The 15,835-nt window shown below is 36.8% G+C and carries 17 protein-coding genes; 8 read left to right on the top strand and 9 right to left on the bottom strand.

From position 1 onward, the window contains the following. Positions 1-5: 5 nt before the first annotated feature. Complete coding sequence (locus ODE14_RS07550; RefSeq protein WP_263603586.1) at positions 6-1,316, bottom strand: TolC family protein; 1,311 nt, start codon at positions 1,314-1,316, stop codon at positions 6-8. An 89-nt stretch (positions 1,317-1,405) separates the two neighbouring features. Next, positions 1,406-2,251 (bottom strand): helix-turn-helix domain-containing protein, encoded by an 846-nt coding sequence (locus tag ODE14_RS07555; RefSeq protein ID WP_263603587.1) that lies wholly within the window; start codon positions 2,249-2,251, stop codon positions 1,406-1,408. Between the two features lie 68 nt (positions 2,252-2,319). On the opposite strand from ODE14_RS07555, the gene ODE14_RS07560 reads away from it, so the two are divergent. Next, positions 2,320-2,793: a DUF962 domain-containing protein gene (locus ODE14_RS07560; protein ID WP_263603588.1), complete on the top strand. Its 474-nt coding sequence runs from the start codon at positions 2,320-2,322 to the stop codon at positions 2,791-2,793. Positions 2,794-2,888: 95 nt separating this feature from the next. Here ODE14_RS07560 and ODE14_RS07565 read toward each other — a convergent pair whose 3' ends face one another. Beyond that, entirely contained in the window at positions 2,889-3,956 is a 1,068-nt protein-coding gene (locus ODE14_RS07565) for a DUF2891 domain-containing protein (RefSeq protein WP_263603589.1), read from the bottom strand. 118 nt (positions 3,957-4,074) lie between these two features. On the opposite strand from ODE14_RS07565, the gene ODE14_RS07570 reads away from it, so the two are divergent. After that, a complete protein-coding gene (locus ODE14_RS07570; protein ID WP_263603590.1) occupies positions 4,075-4,938 on the top strand; it encodes a DUF4349 domain-containing protein in 864 nt (287 codons plus the stop codon). Positions 4,939-5,137: 199 nt separating this feature from the next. Here ODE14_RS07570 and ODE14_RS07575 read toward each other — a convergent pair whose 3' ends face one another. The 4 genes from ODE14_RS07575 to dnaA form a co-directional block, all read right to left on the bottom strand. Beyond that, positions 5,138-5,836 (bottom strand): SAM-dependent methyltransferase, encoded by a 699-nt coding sequence (locus ODE14_RS07575; protein ID WP_263603591.1) that lies wholly within the window; start codon positions 5,834-5,836, stop codon positions 5,138-5,140. Between the two features lie 5 nt (positions 5,837-5,841). Beyond that, positions 5,842-6,342 carry a nuclear transport factor 2 family protein gene (locus tag ODE14_RS07580; RefSeq protein WP_263603592.1) on the bottom strand — a complete coding sequence of 167 codons (501 nt, stop codon included), beginning with the start codon at positions 6,340-6,342 and terminating at the stop codon, positions 5,842-5,844. Position 6,343: 1 nt separating this feature from the next. Further along, entirely contained in the window at positions 6,344-6,790 is a 447-nt protein-coding gene (locus tag ODE14_RS07585; protein WP_263603593.1) for a low molecular weight protein-tyrosine-phosphatase, read from the bottom strand. 92 nt (positions 6,791-6,882) lie between these two features. Then, the gene (dnaA, locus tag ODE14_RS07590) at positions 6,883-8,337 is read right to left on the bottom strand and encodes a chromosomal replication initiator protein DnaA (RefSeq protein ID WP_248392431.1); all 1,455 of its coding nucleotides are present in this window, start codon (positions 8,335-8,337) and stop codon (positions 6,883-6,885) included. A 137-nt stretch (positions 8,338-8,474) separates the two neighbouring features. On the opposite strand from dnaA, the gene ODE14_RS07595 reads away from it, so the two are divergent. The 4 genes from ODE14_RS07595 to ODE14_RS07610 all read left to right on the top strand — a co-directional run bounded on the left by ODE14_RS07595 (position 8,475) and on the right by ODE14_RS07610 (position 12,607). Then, complete coding sequence (locus tag ODE14_RS07595) at positions 8,475-8,885, top strand: acyl-CoA thioesterase (RefSeq protein ID WP_263603594.1); 411 nt, start codon at positions 8,475-8,477, stop codon at positions 8,883-8,885. A gap of 10 nt (positions 8,886-8,895) precedes the next feature. Then, on the top strand, positions 8,896-9,744 hold the full coding sequence (gene pheA, locus ODE14_RS07600) for a prephenate dehydratase (protein ID WP_263603595.1): 849 nt from the start codon (positions 8,896-8,898) through the stop codon (positions 9,742-9,744). Positions 9,745-9,841: 97 nt separating this feature from the next. Next, positions 9,842-12,052 (top strand): DUF2339 domain-containing protein, encoded by a 2,211-nt coding sequence (locus tag ODE14_RS07605; protein ID WP_263603596.1) that lies wholly within the window; start codon positions 9,842-9,844, stop codon positions 12,050-12,052. Between the two features lie 111 nt (positions 12,053-12,163). Next, positions 12,164-12,607 carry a hypothetical protein gene (locus tag ODE14_RS07610; RefSeq protein WP_263603597.1) on the top strand — a complete coding sequence of 148 codons (444 nt, stop codon included), beginning with the start codon at positions 12,164-12,166 and terminating at the stop codon, positions 12,605-12,607. A 73-nt stretch (positions 12,608-12,680) separates the two neighbouring features. On the opposite strand, the gene ODE14_RS07615 is transcribed toward ODE14_RS07610, so the two are convergent. Together ODE14_RS07615 and ODE14_RS07620 are read right to left on the bottom strand one after the other, a co-directional pair. Beyond that, complete coding sequence (locus ODE14_RS07615; protein ID WP_263603598.1) at positions 12,681-13,958, bottom strand: replication-associated recombination protein A; 1,278 nt, start codon at positions 13,956-13,958, stop codon at positions 12,681-12,683. Between the two features lie 179 nt (positions 13,959-14,137). Further along, entirely contained in the window at positions 14,138-14,854 is a 717-nt protein-coding gene (locus ODE14_RS07620) for a DUF6261 family protein (protein WP_263603599.1), read from the bottom strand. Positions 14,855-14,856: 2 nt separating this feature from the next. Here ODE14_RS07620 and ODE14_RS07625 point away from each other — a divergent pair, with 2 nt between their 5' ends. After that, positions 14,857-15,132: a hypothetical protein gene (locus ODE14_RS07625; RefSeq protein WP_263603600.1), complete on the top strand. Its 276-nt coding sequence runs from the start codon at positions 14,857-14,859 to the stop codon at positions 15,130-15,132. 225 nt (positions 15,133-15,357) lie between these two features. After that, positions 15,358-15,609, top strand: coding sequence for a membrane protein insertion efficiency factor YidD (gene yidD, locus ODE14_RS07630; protein WP_248392420.1), 252 nt, complete (start codon positions 15,358-15,360; stop codon positions 15,607-15,609). Positions 15,610-15,835 lie beyond the last annotated feature (226 nt).

The raw sequence follows: 15,835 nt of genomic DNA on the forward strand, positions 1-15,835 counted from the left end.
AAAAATTATAATGTCCCTGTTGATTTCAGCAGATTGTAATATTGATACAGTACATTGATCTCTGCATTGGCATAATCTAATTCCGATTGTAATTTCTGATTCTGTGCATCGATCATTTCCGCCTGAACCGCAAGCTGATTCAGATATTTCGCTTCCGTAATCTTGTAGTTTTCTTCTGCTAATTTTTTAGCATCATTAAGAATTTCTGCCTGCTGAATGGATTCCTGATATTTAATGTAAGCGGCATTTACGGCCATATCTACATTCTGCTGTGTCAGGGTTACCGCATCATTGGCCTGATTTTTCTGAAGCTCACCCAATTTTACCCGTTCTTTAGTCTTATATAAATTATCAATATTATAGCTGAGGGAAATTCCGGTTTGCCATCCTCCGGAATACATATCCAGAACAGGATTTCTTGTCGTAATGGGTCTTTGCAAACTATACCCGCCAAAACCTGAAATGGTTGGTGCCTTATCCGTTTTAATGATTTCGATATTCTTATCGGCAACATTCACGTTGGTCTGTGCCGATTTTAGTAAAGGATTGTTATCGTGAGAAAGACTCAGATAATAGTCAATACCAATACCGGATTCTTTGTTCTCAAGACTTTCTACAGGAACGATTTCCGTATCCGGAGCTAATCCGAGGGCAACACTTAAATTATAATTGAGAATTTTTTTATTGTTGGCTAATGTCAGGATTCCCTGATCAAGGTTTTTAATTGCCAGCTCACCACGAATCACTTCATTACGGGTGACCATTCCCTGCTGATAGAATTTCTGAATATTTTTAAGCCTTTCCTGTGCCAGCTTTTTGTTATTCTGAAAAACTTTCTCCTGGTTTACAATTTTATAGACATCCAGATAATTGGAAATTACCAGAATTTTCACATCCTGTTTATTTTTCTCCAGATCAAGCTCGGAAAGCTGCTCGCGAAGTCCTGCCATTTCAATAGATTTGTTCACCAATCCTCCTTTAAAGATCAGCTGGGTTGCCTGAACAGCGTACGAGCTTCCATAATGAGGCATGGCAACATTTGTTGAATTTGAGAAATCCTTGTCAATTGCTACGGCGTCACCCAAATAGAATTGACTTGTAGATGCAGTTATATTCGGGAGTTTCTGCAACTTTACAACATTTGTATTCTGCTTTGCAATATCAATATTCTGTGCCGAAACTTTCAGCTGCTGATGGTTCTGCAGAGCAAGTTCCGCCACTTCATTCGCTGTCATCTGTTTTATTTCCTGTGAAAAAAACAGCGCAGGAAAGACTGCCATCATTAATGACAGCACTGTTTTTATATTCTGTACCATTTTACCTTGTTTTACGAATGCAAAGTTATGGCACCAACGAACTCAAACAAATGTTTGAATTTTGGAAAAAGATGTTCAAATGTAGGATTTCAGTATTCGAACTGATTTCTATACCGGGTTGGACTTTCGTCCAGATGTTTTTTAAAAAAGTGAGAAAAAGAATACTGATCACTAAAACCAAGAAGTGCAGAAATTTCGGAAACAGGCTTATTAGACGAGTTCAATAACACCTTTGCTTCATTGATAACAATTAAAGCAATGATCTCACTGGCGGATTTCCCGGTAACATGCTTAACAACCGATGAAAGATGTCTGGTTGTAATCGACTGCCGTGCGGCATAAAACTCTACACTTCGCTCAGCATTGTGATGTTTAGCCACATCATTCAGAAAAACAAAAACAATTTCTTCCTGCCTCGACATCTGGTTCATGGCACTGCTGTCTTCTTTGGAAATAATTCCGGCCATCTGATAGCAGAATACGGAAAACAGATGTTCCACAATCTCTTTTTTATAGGTCATTTCCGTTTCAGAATCCAGGATATATTTTAAGAAATTAACGCTTTTCCATACGACTTCCATTTCATCGGCATGAAAAGGAACGCCGATATTCATCTGCTGTCTGAAATACCGATATGTAATTAACCTGTTGAATTTTAATGATAATGCCGAGATAAATTCTCTTTTATAAGATACCATTCTGGATTGGAAATCATCGCTTACTGAGATCATTTCATAGACCGTCTGCGGGTCTGTTACCATAAACATATTGGCAGAAAGTTCCAGATCCCGGAAATGCTGTTTCAGCTTTATCGTTCCTGATTTTATAAAGATAAACGCAGGATTTTCCGGACGGAAAGGTTTGTCGACAGCAATTCTCTCGAAAATATTATGTTGGGTAAAAATTTCAACCCCGAATTTTTCTAAGACAGACATAGAACAAATGTAAGCAATCTGCTGAGTGATTACAAAAATTTATTATTTTAGTGTTCCAAATTACAGCTATGAGAAAAATTGATTTGCTTATTGCAGAATACAGTGAAAGCCACAGGAATTCTACCAACAAACTGATCCACTGGATTTGTGTCCCGCTGATTTTCTGGAGTATTTTAGGGTTTATTTCCCTTATTCCGTCAAAGTCAATCGGCTTTATCTACATTGGAGAGATCAGTTATGTAAGTTTTGCAGCAATTGCTTTAGTTACCATTTTTTACATGCGGCTTTCGGTTGTTATAAGTATCATCATGTTTATCCTGATGGTAATCATGGAAAGCTTTGCATACGGAATCAATATTAGGTTTAAAGAAAATGCATGGATCGTTTACCTCTCGGTTTTTGTGGTTACCTGGATTTTCCAGTTTGTAGGTCATAAAATTGAAGGAAAAAAACCATCTTTTCTGAAAGACTTACAGTTTCTCTTAGTCGGGCCGATATGGCTGCTAAGTTTTATTCTTAAAAAAACAGGAATCAGATATTAGAATTCCTATAAGGAAGACAGAAGCTGGATGATGGAAGTAAATTTTTTAGGATAGATAACTTAACTTCCCTCATCAGCATCACGCTTTAAATGGGATTAATCTTCTAAAGCATACACCGCAAAACTGGCCAGCCAATGATCACCTCCGTAATTTCCTTGGAAAAGCAGCGGAAGGCCGTTATTTAAAAATAATGCGGCTGTTCTCTGAAATTCTTTTTTCAGGGGATGACGGTCCGGAAGTGATTTTGCAATTCCCTTCATACACCATGCTTTTGAAAAAGATAGTCCTACCAGATGTACCGTCTGATAATCTGACAGATCACTTACAACAGGAATCTTTTCTATATTTTCGATACTGCGTTTCTCATAAAATGTGTCCAGCCATTGTACAAATTCTTTCTGAGGCAGAACTCTTCTCATTAAATCTGCTATTTCAAGGCTCGGAGAAAAGAAATCCGATCCGTCCGGTTCAAGATAAGCAGGTGTTTTTTCATCTTTTAAATAAAAATATTTTGCCTTTTCGATCAGCTGATTTTCAAATTCCTTATCTCCGCCCGACCTGGCCCAGTCCAGCGCAAAAGCCATAGCAAAAGCACTGTTAGGGTGAACACCTGTTCTGTTAGGATAAGTCTGTCTTGGAAGGTAGGCTTTCCAGGCTGCCAGAATCTTATCTGTTAACGGTTTAAGGTTCTGATGCCAGATTTTTGCTTTAGGGTGATTCCATGTCGTAAGTTCCTCATCAAGTTTCAACAGCCATGCCCAACCGTAGGTTCTTTCAAAAGTACCGGTAAGCTGATACTTTGTAAAATAATCTGCTTCCACCTGCAGGTTTTCTTTGCTGAATGACTGATCCAGCGTATTTTCAATTTCTTTTGCTATGGAAAGCCCCGGCTTTGTTTTCAATAAGCGAACCAGCATCCAGTGTCCGTGTACCGAACTGTGCCAGTCGAAACAGCCATAAAAGCTGGGATGCAATACCTTCGGGCTTAAAGAAACTTCACTTTCATTGTTGATGATATGTGCAGTTTTGTTGGGATATTCCTGGGTGATGCAATGCAGTGGCTTTTCAGATAGTTTTATGGCCACCTCATCGGTAAGTTTCGGAACTTCCTGGGCAAATACTAAAAACGGTGAAAATACAATAGCTAAAAGACTTTTTTTCATTGACTAAAAATATAAAATTATTTCAATGTATCTTTAATATAAACCAGAGAAAAAACAGCATTGGAGTCTGATACAATTTTCAGTACACTTTTTGCTGTGCTCAATAAAACTTTTATTCATGAAAAAATTACTGATCCCTTTATTCTGTTTAATTCTTATCCATTGTAAAAAAAATGAAGCGCAGTCGCTCAATGCCAGTCTTGTTGATGTCATTCAGGAAGATAAAGTAGCTGCAGTGAGTACACCAACTTCTTTACCTGAAAAAATGATGCCTCCCAATCAAGAAGTTGATCCTGAAAACCCGTCTTCACAGATTATCACAATTACCAAGAAGATTATTAAAAATGGTGAAATGAGAATTCAGGTGGGTGATATCAAAAAGGCACAGGAGCATATTAATTCTATTCTTAAAAACAATAAAGCCTATGTTCAGAAAGAGGAGTTTCAGAATACGGATAACGATGAAAATTTGGATCTTACTATTCGGGTTCACCATCAGAATTTTGATGGTTTAATCCATTCTTTTTCTAGTGGACTCGGTGCTGTATTGTCTAAAAATATTTCATCCAATGATGTAACGGAAGAATATACCGATGTTTCCATTAAACTCGGCAACAAGAAAATTTATCTTGAAAAATACCGTGAGATGCTTAAAACAGCAAAAACAACGAAAGACATGCTGGAGATCCAGGAAAATATCCGTGCTCTGGAAGATGAAATTGACGTTGCGGAAGGCAGGCTCCGTTTTATTGATGACCGCGTGAATTACAGTACTCTGAATGTAAATTTATACAAAGAAAAAATCAGAAGTTCCGCTACTTCAAAAATAGGTTTCGGAAGCCGGTTTGGTGATTCTGTAACGGAAGGCTGGAACAGTTTTGTAGCTTTTTTATTAGGAGTTATTTCGCTTTGGCCTTTCTTTCTGCTGATTCCTGTTGTTGTATTTCTCTGGAGAAAATGGAGGAACAATAAGAAAAAATAAAGGATAAAGATATTTTCAATATATAAAATTGATCATTACACAGACTTCGACAGGCTCAGTCTGATACCATTACACAACAATAGTTTAGTATTAGAGATGTCATGCTGAGTTCGTCGAACCATCTTTTTAACAGATTACGCAAATCAAAATTTGACAAAAAATCTGATTAATCTGGAAAATCAGCGTGAGATTATAAAATTTATTTCCCCAGTACAAATACCGCCGGAATTTTATGCAGTTCCGGTTTCTGTTTCTGCCACTCTTTTATGGTTTTGGTTTTGATAAACTCGTGTTCCGGATCGTTGATATTGGCAGCAATACATAATTTTGTATTCGGTGACAAAAACTTGCAGAGATCTTCAAAAAGTTGATTGTTCCTGTAAGGCGTTTCCATAAAAATCTGTGAATAACCAGTCTTCTGAACCATCGTCTCGAGATGCAGAATCTGTTTTTTCTTTTCTCCTTTATCAATCGGCAAATATCCGTTGAATGTAAATTCCTGACCATTAAATCCGCTGGAAATTAGAGCCAGAATAATTGACGAAGGCCCGGAAATAGGAATCACCCGGATATTCTTTTCGTGGCACCATTTTACCATGAGATTTCCAGGATCTGCAATACATGGAAGTCCTGCCTCTGAAAGCAATCCAAAATCCTGACCTTTCAGCATCAGTTCCTGTGCTTCTTTGATATCCGCATTTTCCGTGTATTTATCTAAAAGAAAAAGTTTAAGATCCGATTGTTTTTTTTCAGGAGCAAAGAATTTCACCACTTTTCTTGCGGTTTTTTCATTTTCCACAAAAAAGTAGTCAGTCTGCATGATGTAATCTTTTATCACTGGTGAAAAATGCGTGATAGAAGTATTTTCGGAAAGGTAAGCCGGAAGTAAGAAAAGCATTTATATTATTTTTTAAGTCTCTCTTGTAAAGAAGGTTGTACGTAATATTCTGTCATATCCATTGAAAAAGAAACTGATGTTATTTTCCATAGACCGTTGATCTTCATCAGTGTCCATATTTCTTTTCCCCAATTTAGCATCTTGCCATCGTACCAAAAGCTGTAGTCAAAATTAGCAGAAGCAATTGATCCGTCTTCTATAATTTTAACATTATCAAACCGCTCTTCAGATTTATTGTTTTTAAAACTTTTGATAAATGCTTTATAATTATCTGTAAAAAAACTTTTTTCATTGGGATCTTTTTCTAAAACTTTTCTGTAAGTCCGATCAGTATATACACCTGTCCAGAGAACAGGTTCCTGAAAAAGAGAAATAAATTTAGCTTCATCCCTCGTTTTAATGCAATTCATAAAATCAGTCATTACTTGTCTGATAGCCTTTTCATCTTTAGTCTGTCCGAAAATAAAATTACAACTCAGCAAAAGTAAGATTAATATCTTTCTCATACTAAATTATTTGTTTTAAAATAGCTTCACAACCACGGTTCAGTAATTGGAAAACTTCTTCGAACTCTTTCATATCTCCCCAATACGGATCCGGAACTTCAGCATTCTGATGATCGCCGAGCACTTCCAGAAATAAGGAAACTTTTTTTCGTTGATCTTCATTCCGTGCTTTGGAAACAACATCTGCCAATACATCCACATCCATACAGTAAATTTTATCAAAATTTTCAAAATCCGCTGGTGTAATGGGTCTGGATCTTTGTTGGGAAATATCAATTCCGTGACGGATTGCGGTTTGTATAGCTCTTTTATCGGGATGTTTCCCTTCATGGAGTGAAATGGTTCCTGCAGAATCTATATAAAAATCTTTGGGAGCTTTAGCTTTCATAATTCCTTCTGCTAAAGGACTTCTGCAAATATTTCCGAGACAGACCATCAGTATTTTCATGGCAATATTGATAATAATTAAATTCAGACAAAACTAAATAAAAAATGAAGAATAAAATTATTCTCCATTTTTAATATCTACATTGATTTTTTTTATTGCTTAATTCTTTCGGATAATTCCTTAACGTATTTTTTAACCTCTTTATCGATTTTAGAAACATCTTTAATCGTTTCGCAGGCATACATTACCGTAGAATGGTCTTTTCCACCCATTTCTTCACCGATTTTAGTAAAGGTTGCGTTTGTAAGCTCTTTCGCAAAATACATGGCCAGCTGTCTTGGCAGTGCAATTTCTCTTTTTCTTGTCTTGGATAAAAGCTGCTCTCTTTTGATTCCGAAGTAATCGCAAACCACTTCCTGGATATACGGAATATTGATGATTTTCTTCTGATTGGCTGCAATCTTATTGATGGTATCCTTTAACAATTCAAGACTTAAATCTGACTTATAAATGGTAGAATATGCAATTACAGAATTGATCACTCCAATAAGTTCTCTTACGTTTGTTTTGGCTTCTGAAGCTAAGAAATCGAGCATATCTTCAGTAAGAACGATACCGTCTCTGCTTAATTTATCAACGATAATCTGTTTACGGGTGCTGTAATCCGGAGATTTTATTTCTGCGGAAAGTCCCCATTTAAAACGGGAAACAATTCTGTCCTGAATATCCATAATATCGGCCGGAGCTTTATCAGATGTAAGGATAATCTGTTTTCCGTTCTGATGAAGATAATCGAAAATATGGAAGAAACTATCCTGCGTTGCAGATTTACCGGAAAGGAACTGAATATCATCAATAATCAAAACATCCACCATCTGGTAAAAATTGGCAAATTCTGTTTGCTTATGAGCTTTTGCAGCCGAAATAAACTGCTGGATGAACTTTTCGGAAGAAAGATACAAAACGACTTTATCCGGAAACTGGCTTTTTACTTCCAGTCCTACCGCTTGGCCGAGATGGGTTTTTCCAACTCCATAACCACCATATAAAAATAAAGGGTTGAAAGCTGTTGCTCCCGGTCTCTTTGCAATAGATCTTGCTACAGTTGCTGCAAATTTATTGCTTTCTCCTTCTACATAATTATCAAAAGAGAAATCCGATTTTAAGTTGGAATCAATGTTTACTTTTTTGATTCCCGGCACTACAAAAGGATTGACGATATTTGATGAAAATCCCTGAGGCATTGTTTCCTGAACTTTAGGGGTAGGAACGGTTTTTCCTTTCATATTCATGGTAACCGGTTTTTCTAAACCTGAAGGCTTATTCTCCATTACCGAATACCATAATTTTACACCTTTTCCTATATTTTTCTTCAGGGCAGCAGAAAGCAAGGACAGGTAATTATCCTCAATATATTCCTTGTAAAAATCACTCGGGACCATTAATGTAAGATTGTTGTCAACCAAAGAAATTGGCTGTACTTTATCAAACAGTAAATCGAAAGATTTTTCAAGTTTTTTAAGATCAGAATTATCTTCAGCAGCGTTTAGATTATCGCGCATGAACTGAAGGCACTTCTGCCATGTCAACATTAAATTTTCATCCATAATTTATGCCCCGATTAGTTCTTAGTTAGTATTGTTTTTGGAAGGAAGACAAAGGTCCATATTTTTTATTTCAAAAAAAAATATTGTAGTTATTGATTATTTAAAAATATATTTGTATGTATATTTAAGCAGGAATAATGATATATACAAAACACTCATTACGAGTACGTTACGGAGAAACAGATCCCATGAAATACGTTTATTATGGTAATTATGCAGAGTACCTCGAAATTGGCCGCGTAGAACTTTTCCGCAGTATAGGAATGTCTTATAATGAGATTGAGAATCAAGGAATTTGGCTGCCTGTTTCGGAGTATAAAATTAAGTATTTGCGGCCTGCTTTTTACGATGAAAAACTGGAAATTCATACTTATGTTAAAAAAATTCCCGGTGTGAGAATTGAATTCGAGTATGAAATTTTTAACGAGGAAAATATTAAAATTACAGAGGCTTCTACCACACTTTTTTTTCTTGATGCTAAAACCAATAAAGTAGTAAAATGCCCGAATTACCTCATGGCACTGATTAAAGAAAACTGGAAAGAATAAATAAATAATAATGAAGATTGCATTTTTGGGCCCGGAGGCCAGTTTTACACAGCTTGCAGCGATTCAGCTTTTCCCGGGAGAAGAGCTTATTCCTCAACCCAATATTCTCGACTGCTTTAAAGCGGTAGAAAAAGGCGAAGTGAATACAGCCGTTGTCCCCCTAGAAAATTCTATCGAAGGTACGGTTTCCATGACACTGGATTATTTATATAAAACAGCCGGAATAAAAATACTGGCTGAAGCAGTGATGCCGATTGCCCATCATCTGATGGTACATCCTGACTCAGATTCGGGGCCTGTTGAGAAGATTTATTCCCATCCGCAGGCTTTGGCGCAGAGTTTCCACTTTTTGGATACGCATTTTAAGGAAGTTCAGAAACAGGACTTCTCTTCAACTGCTGCTGCTGCAAGATATGTTTCAGAAAATGCGGACAGGAATTTAGCAGCCGTTGCCAATCAGTTTGCAGCCAATCTGTACGGACTGAAGATTATTCATCACAATATCCATGACTTTGAGCAGAATCATACAAGATTTATTATCATTTCCAAAGATCCGGGGAGCTATGACAACGACAGCCTGAAAGTTTTAGGTGAAAAATCAGGATTGCTGGTAACTCTTCCGGAAGATCATGCAGGAGGCCTTCACCAGGTATTATCCGTATTTGCATGGCGAAAAATGAATCTCAGCAAAATAGAATCGAGAACGCTTAAAACAGGACTGGGAAATTATTTCTTTTTCATTAACGTGGTTGGAAAATGGGAATCTGCACTTCATCATAATGCTTTGGAAGAATTAAAAGCGCTGGATGCAGAAACGAACTTCCTGGGAAATTACAAAGAGTTTGGATTAGAAAGTTAAAAGTTAATTTATATCCGAAAGATTTTTTAATGTAAATCTTTTGTCATAGAAATACAAATTGCAGTCAGCATACTTGTAAAACATTTAATTATATTTGATGTTACCAAATCCGAAGCAGATGTATATCCTGATCATCATTTTATTAATTATTATCATCCTTCTTTTCAGAAGTCTGAATAAAAGGATCAGGAATCTCGAGAACGAAATTTCGAAAATCAGGGAAGAACAAACCGCAAAACGCAAAGAGGAAATAAAAGATCTTCCGGAGAGACAACTGTTTCCATTATCAGAAGAAATTATTGAAGAAGATGAAAGATCTCACGATAATAAGAATACCGAAGAGCCTAACGTAAAAATCAGTCCAATATTTGATTTTTTAAAGCAGAATGCCCTTGCAATAGCCGGGATTTTCACATTGGTTCTCGGAATCGGGTATTTCGTGAAATATGCGATTGACAATAACTGGCTCGGTGAAGTTTCAAGAGCAGCAATAGGTTTTGCTGCAGGTGCGGGAATAATTACTGCCGGGCATTTTCTAAGAAAGAATTATACCGTTTTTGCTTCCATTATCACTGGTGGCGGTATTTCCGTACTGTATTTTACAACAACCATTGCATTTCGGGAGTACCATTTGTTTTCGCAGAATGCAGCATTTTCAATGACATGTTTTGTAACGCTGGTTTCCATATTTCTTTCTTATTATTACAAAAGTGAAATTCTCATTATTTTTTCGCTGTTCGGAGGATTTCTTGCTCCGTTGATGATCAGCACCGGACAAAGCAATTACCCTTTTCTTTTTATCTATATAACCGTCATTAATACCGGAATGCTTGCGATTGCATTCCTTAAAAAATGGAAGAGTATTGGCTGGATTTCATTTATTTTCACCTGTATCTACCTTTTTTACTGGACGCTGACAAAGACTGAAATCAACACAGTATATTTTTATGTAATAAGCTATATTATTTTCTACGCATTTGCATTACAGAACTATTTCACGCAAAAGAAATTGTTGCCCACTGATATTCTGATGCTTATTCTGGTGAACTTTACAGGAATTATCGGGACGGTATTTATTTTCAAACAATTACAATATGATCCCGTTATTATTTTCCCCGTTGCATTTGCTATAATCAATGGAATTCTGTTGTACAGAGAACATTCGGAAAAAAAATTCGGCAGCGCACATTCCATATTTTCGGGGATTGCAGTGAGTCTTATTACGGCAGCTTTTGCACTTCAATTCAGTACTCATTTAATTACCACGGTCTGGGCTATTGAAAGTACCCTTCTCCTTTTCATCTGGAGGAAAACCCGCCTTAGTATTTTCAGGAACTTTTTTTATATCCTCTTCCCTCTTGTGATTATTGCGCAAATAATGACCTGGGCAGAATATATAAATTCCCGGAATCTTAAAATCATTTTCAATCCTGTGTTTCTAACGAGTTTGGTAACTGTTATTACCGTTTTTATGAACCTTAGCCTGCTCAGAAAAATACACCAGAAACAAAAAGGCAGCAGCTTTTTTGAAAACCTGTTTTCGGCGGTAAGCTATGCGGTTATTTATATTGCCATTTTATCAGAAATCATTTATCATATTTCGGACGAACCGATGATCATTATTTTTATCATCGGAATGCTTTTCACTTTGTATTTTATTTTTATTATTCTGCTTTTCAGAAAAAAACTTGAGATCGCAAAAATACTTGAATACGGACTTTTGTATATTTTTTTCTCCCTGATTATTCTGAACACCATCATCGCCGGCTCCGGAATTATTACCCATATTATTATGAAAAATGTTGATCTAAAGTATTATTTCATGTATGGGCTGTATCTGATTCCTTTGATCTTTACCATAATAAAAATCATTCCCCATTCATCTTTTTTCACAATAAAGCTTTCCTATTGGCTTTTAGTAACTGCTATTGTAACCGCTGTAAGCATGGAAACACATCACATTTATCTTTTAACCTTCTCGGAAAATATCGTCGGTATGAAAAAACTTCAGGAATACTTTACTCTACTTTACCTTCCGATTATATGGGCTATACTGGCAAGTATTTTTATTTATAAGGGGTTGAAAACCGATGCCAGAGAATATGCTAAGGCCGGCTTCGCTTTATTGGGCATCACGATTGTCAAGCTCTATCTGTATGATGTCTGGAAAATGGATAATGTTTCAAGGATCATTGCATTTATCATACTCGGTTTTATTTTACTGCTCAGCTCTTTTTTATTCCAGCGACTGAAAAATATAGTAGTAACGATGGTTGAGAAAAAGGAAGAACCGGACAAAACAACCTGAAAATGGTTTATTTTTAATGATTTGATTAAATTATTATAAAATTTTCTTTACGCTTTCTAAAAAATAACTATATTTATCAAGTTTTTAACAGATACTTATTCCAAAAACATTATGAAAAAATTGCTCTACTCCTTTTTATTATTGTCTTCTGTCACTTTATTTGCACAGAAGAATGCTTCTACAAAATTTGCAGTGGCTGATGATATTGTCGGAACAGTAGATATGTTTACTGCCAATCATAAAACCGCTATTCAGAATACACAGACTTACAAATCTGCAGCAGAACTTCCGCAAAACCTTAAAAAATACAGCTTCATCGCTGAAAACGGTTTGGTAGTATATAAATTAAAAAGCGACGAAGGAGCAATCGACAGGATTCCGCTTTCCGAACTTAACGTGCATTATGGCCTTGCCAAAGATACACCTGTATTCATTGACGGCTATGAATTTAAAAACAGTGATACAAAAGTTTTCGGTGATATCCTGAATAAAATGGAAGTTATAGACAACCATGGGGCAAAAGCCGTTTCCATCACAACTGGTATTAAGAAATAATTTTTTAAAATATTATATAAAAAAGGATACTTGTGTAAGTATCCTTTTTTTATTTATTCATTACAGCACAACATTAATATCTATTGTTCCATTTCTTTTTAAGTTCTTCATAGATTTTCTTTTCCGTTGCATTGTTGCCCGGCTGATACAATGTTACCTCACGGATCTCTTCCGGAAGGAAATCCTGATCAACAAAATTACCATCATATGAATGTGCATATTTATATTCCTTCCCATAATCCAGATCTTTCATCAGTTTGGTAGGAGCATTTCTCAGGTGAAGGGGAACAGGAAGATTTCCGGTTTTTTTAACAAGTGCCAGCGCCTCATTGATAGCCATATAGGTTGAATTGCTCTTTGGAGAGACCGCCAGGTAAACTGCCGTTTCACTCAAGATAATCCTTGCCTCCGGATTCCCAATCACATTTACCGCCTGGAAACAGTTGTTGGCCATAATCAAAGCATTAGGATTTGCCAATCCGATATCTTCAGCAGCCAGTATCAGCATTCTCCGGGCTATGAACTTAATATCTTCTCCTCCCGCAATCATCCTTGCCAGCCAATACACCGCTCCATTTGGATCGCTTCCGCGCATTGATTTGATGAATGCTGAAATGATATCATAATGCTGTTCGCCGTTTTTATCATACAGTGCCATCGTTTCCTGCAGTACTTCCAGAACATCTTCATTACCGATCTCTTTTTTGGAAGAATTGATATATTGATTGAGCACCAGCTCCACAGAATTGATCAGTTTCCTTGCATCACCGCCGGAATATTGTATGAATGCTTCTTTTTCAACAACCTTAAAATCAGACTTTTCATCAGTATTAAATTTATCAAGAGCGATATCTATTAATTCCTCAAGTTTTTCATAGCTCAGTGCTTTCAGAATATAAACCTGACTTCTTGAGAGCAATGCGGAAACCACTTCAAAACTGGGATTTTCCGTGGTTGCCCCAATCAGGACGATCCATCCTTTCTCTACAGCATGCAACAGCGAATCCTGCTGTGATTTGTTGAATCTGTGAATTTCGTCAATAAATAAAATCGGAGACTTTCCCGAAAAAAGATTCTGTTTTTTAGCATCTTCTATGACGTCACGGACATCTTTAACCCCCGAAGAAACTGCAGAAAGCTTATAGAATTTCCTTCCCGACTGTTCCGAAATAATTTCTGCCAGGGTTGTTTTTCCTGTTCCCGGCGGCCCCCAGAAAATTAAGGAATTCAGTGTATTATTCTGCAGCATTTTCCTTATGGTTCCCTTCTCACCTGTAAGGTGCTCCTGCCCAAGAACATCTTCCAGTGTCTTCGGTCTTAGTTTTTCTGCTAATGGAATATTTTGATTCAAGGTAGGTAAAAGTATTTGTTAAAGTTAAATATTGTGAACTGGTATTAATATGTAATGCAAAGTTAATAAAGTAATACAAATCTTATTCCTGTCACAGCATAAAAGAAACCCGCCAATGTATTGACGGGTTTTTTGGGCTAATTGATTTCTTATTCTCAAGGTAGCTCTTAATTTTTCTTCTACAGGCAAACATTTTTTTTATTCACCAGCAGTATATTATACTGATCCGTAAGCGTATTCAGTTGCTGATTGATGACTGTTTCGTATGGTGATAGCGGCATTTCCACCAGAAGATGAATCGTATCAATGCTGTCACGCAATGCATAATAGGCGGCATCCACCTCTTCTCTTTTAGACTTAATAGCTTCTGTACTTGCATAACCATATTCCTGGGTGCGGGAAAGATAGGCAGTATTAAACAGGTCATTGGCTGTTTTCATCTCATTGATCCATACAGAAAGATTTAAGAAGGCAACCGCATTTGTAAGTTCGGGCTTATTTTCCCAATCTCTGATGAGATTATTAATCGTTGCGGTTTCTGTCCGATAATTTAAACGCACAATACCGCTTCCATACAGAGCCATATTATCGAGAAGCAATTGTGCCTTCTGTTTTTTATCTGCTTCGAAATGATAAGAATGCCCCAGAAGAAAATAATAAATTCCTTTGACGGCACTATCTCTTCTTTCATCCAACTGCAAAAGGTCCTGCGTTTTCCCGTTGTCCAAGGTTTCTTTGTACAGGTTTTCAAGCTCATCAATCCTGGTGTTAAAGGTTGAAAGTTTGGCATCGATCTGTAAGGTTGAAGGATTGTTCAGGGCGATAATTCCTGAGAAGTCTTTTACGTATTGCAGGTATTCTGCATCGCGGAGTTTAGGTAAATCAATAAAATTCATTTGTGTATTATTTTTATTATTTAAACCGTACGATACGATTTTTTATTTATCTGTTCCGGTTAGCCCCCTTCATCAATAAGATTACCTTCCGGATATTTCCGAAAATCTCCTGCAGGCTGCAGGAAGCTTTCGGGGTTTCCCGAAAAGCTGTTGCGAGGGTGCGACAAACTTTCGGGTGTTCCCGAAAAGTCATTACAGGGGTGCAACAGCTTTTCGGGAAAAAAGGAAATTACTTGCTGCTTTCAGCCTGGCTTTTCCAGAATTCTACCTGTTCTTAACTTTTTATGTTCTTCTTTATTGCCGATAAGGTTTTGGGAAGAAGCATTTTATCAAAAATACATAATTTTCTTTTAGAAAATAACACGGATCGCAATAATTTAGGTTACAGCAATTTCACAAATCGATCAACACCAAAATATCTCCGATAAACACCCTCCTTTCCTGCTGAAACTTCCGGTATATTTCCGCCAACTTCCGATTTTTTACCCTATTTTTGCAATGTTTTGAAACGTACAGCCAACAAAATCATCACCTTTCCTTTGGTAATTCTCATCAGATTCTACCAATGGTTTATTTCTCCGCTGCTGCCTAAAAACTGCAGGTATGAACCTACCTGTTCGCATTATATGGTAAAAGCGTTACAGGTGCATGGGCCTTTGAAAGGATTCTGGCTGGGCATCAAAAGAATTTCAAGATGTCATCCCTGGGGAGGAAGCGGCTATGATCCCGTTCCGCCCCGACACAATAAAATTTAGAATATAACAAACTATAAAAGAATAGAAATGAGCAATATTTTTTTCAGAATGTACCTCGTTATTTTTGCGTTTATTACCCAGTGTTTATTTGCGCAGAATTATCCGGACGGAATGTCGGAAGGAACTTTAAAAATCAACAATGCAAATATTCCTGTAAAGATCTACAGTACTACGGAACTTGGAGACCTTAACGTGTTCCCGGACAGAAAAGTAGAAGGAAACATAC

The sequence above is a fragment of the Chryseobacterium sp. PET-29 genome, from assembly GCF_025736815.1.
GTDB lineage: Bacteria > Bacteroidota > Bacteroidia > Flavobacteriales > Weeksellaceae > Chryseobacterium > Chryseobacterium nepalense.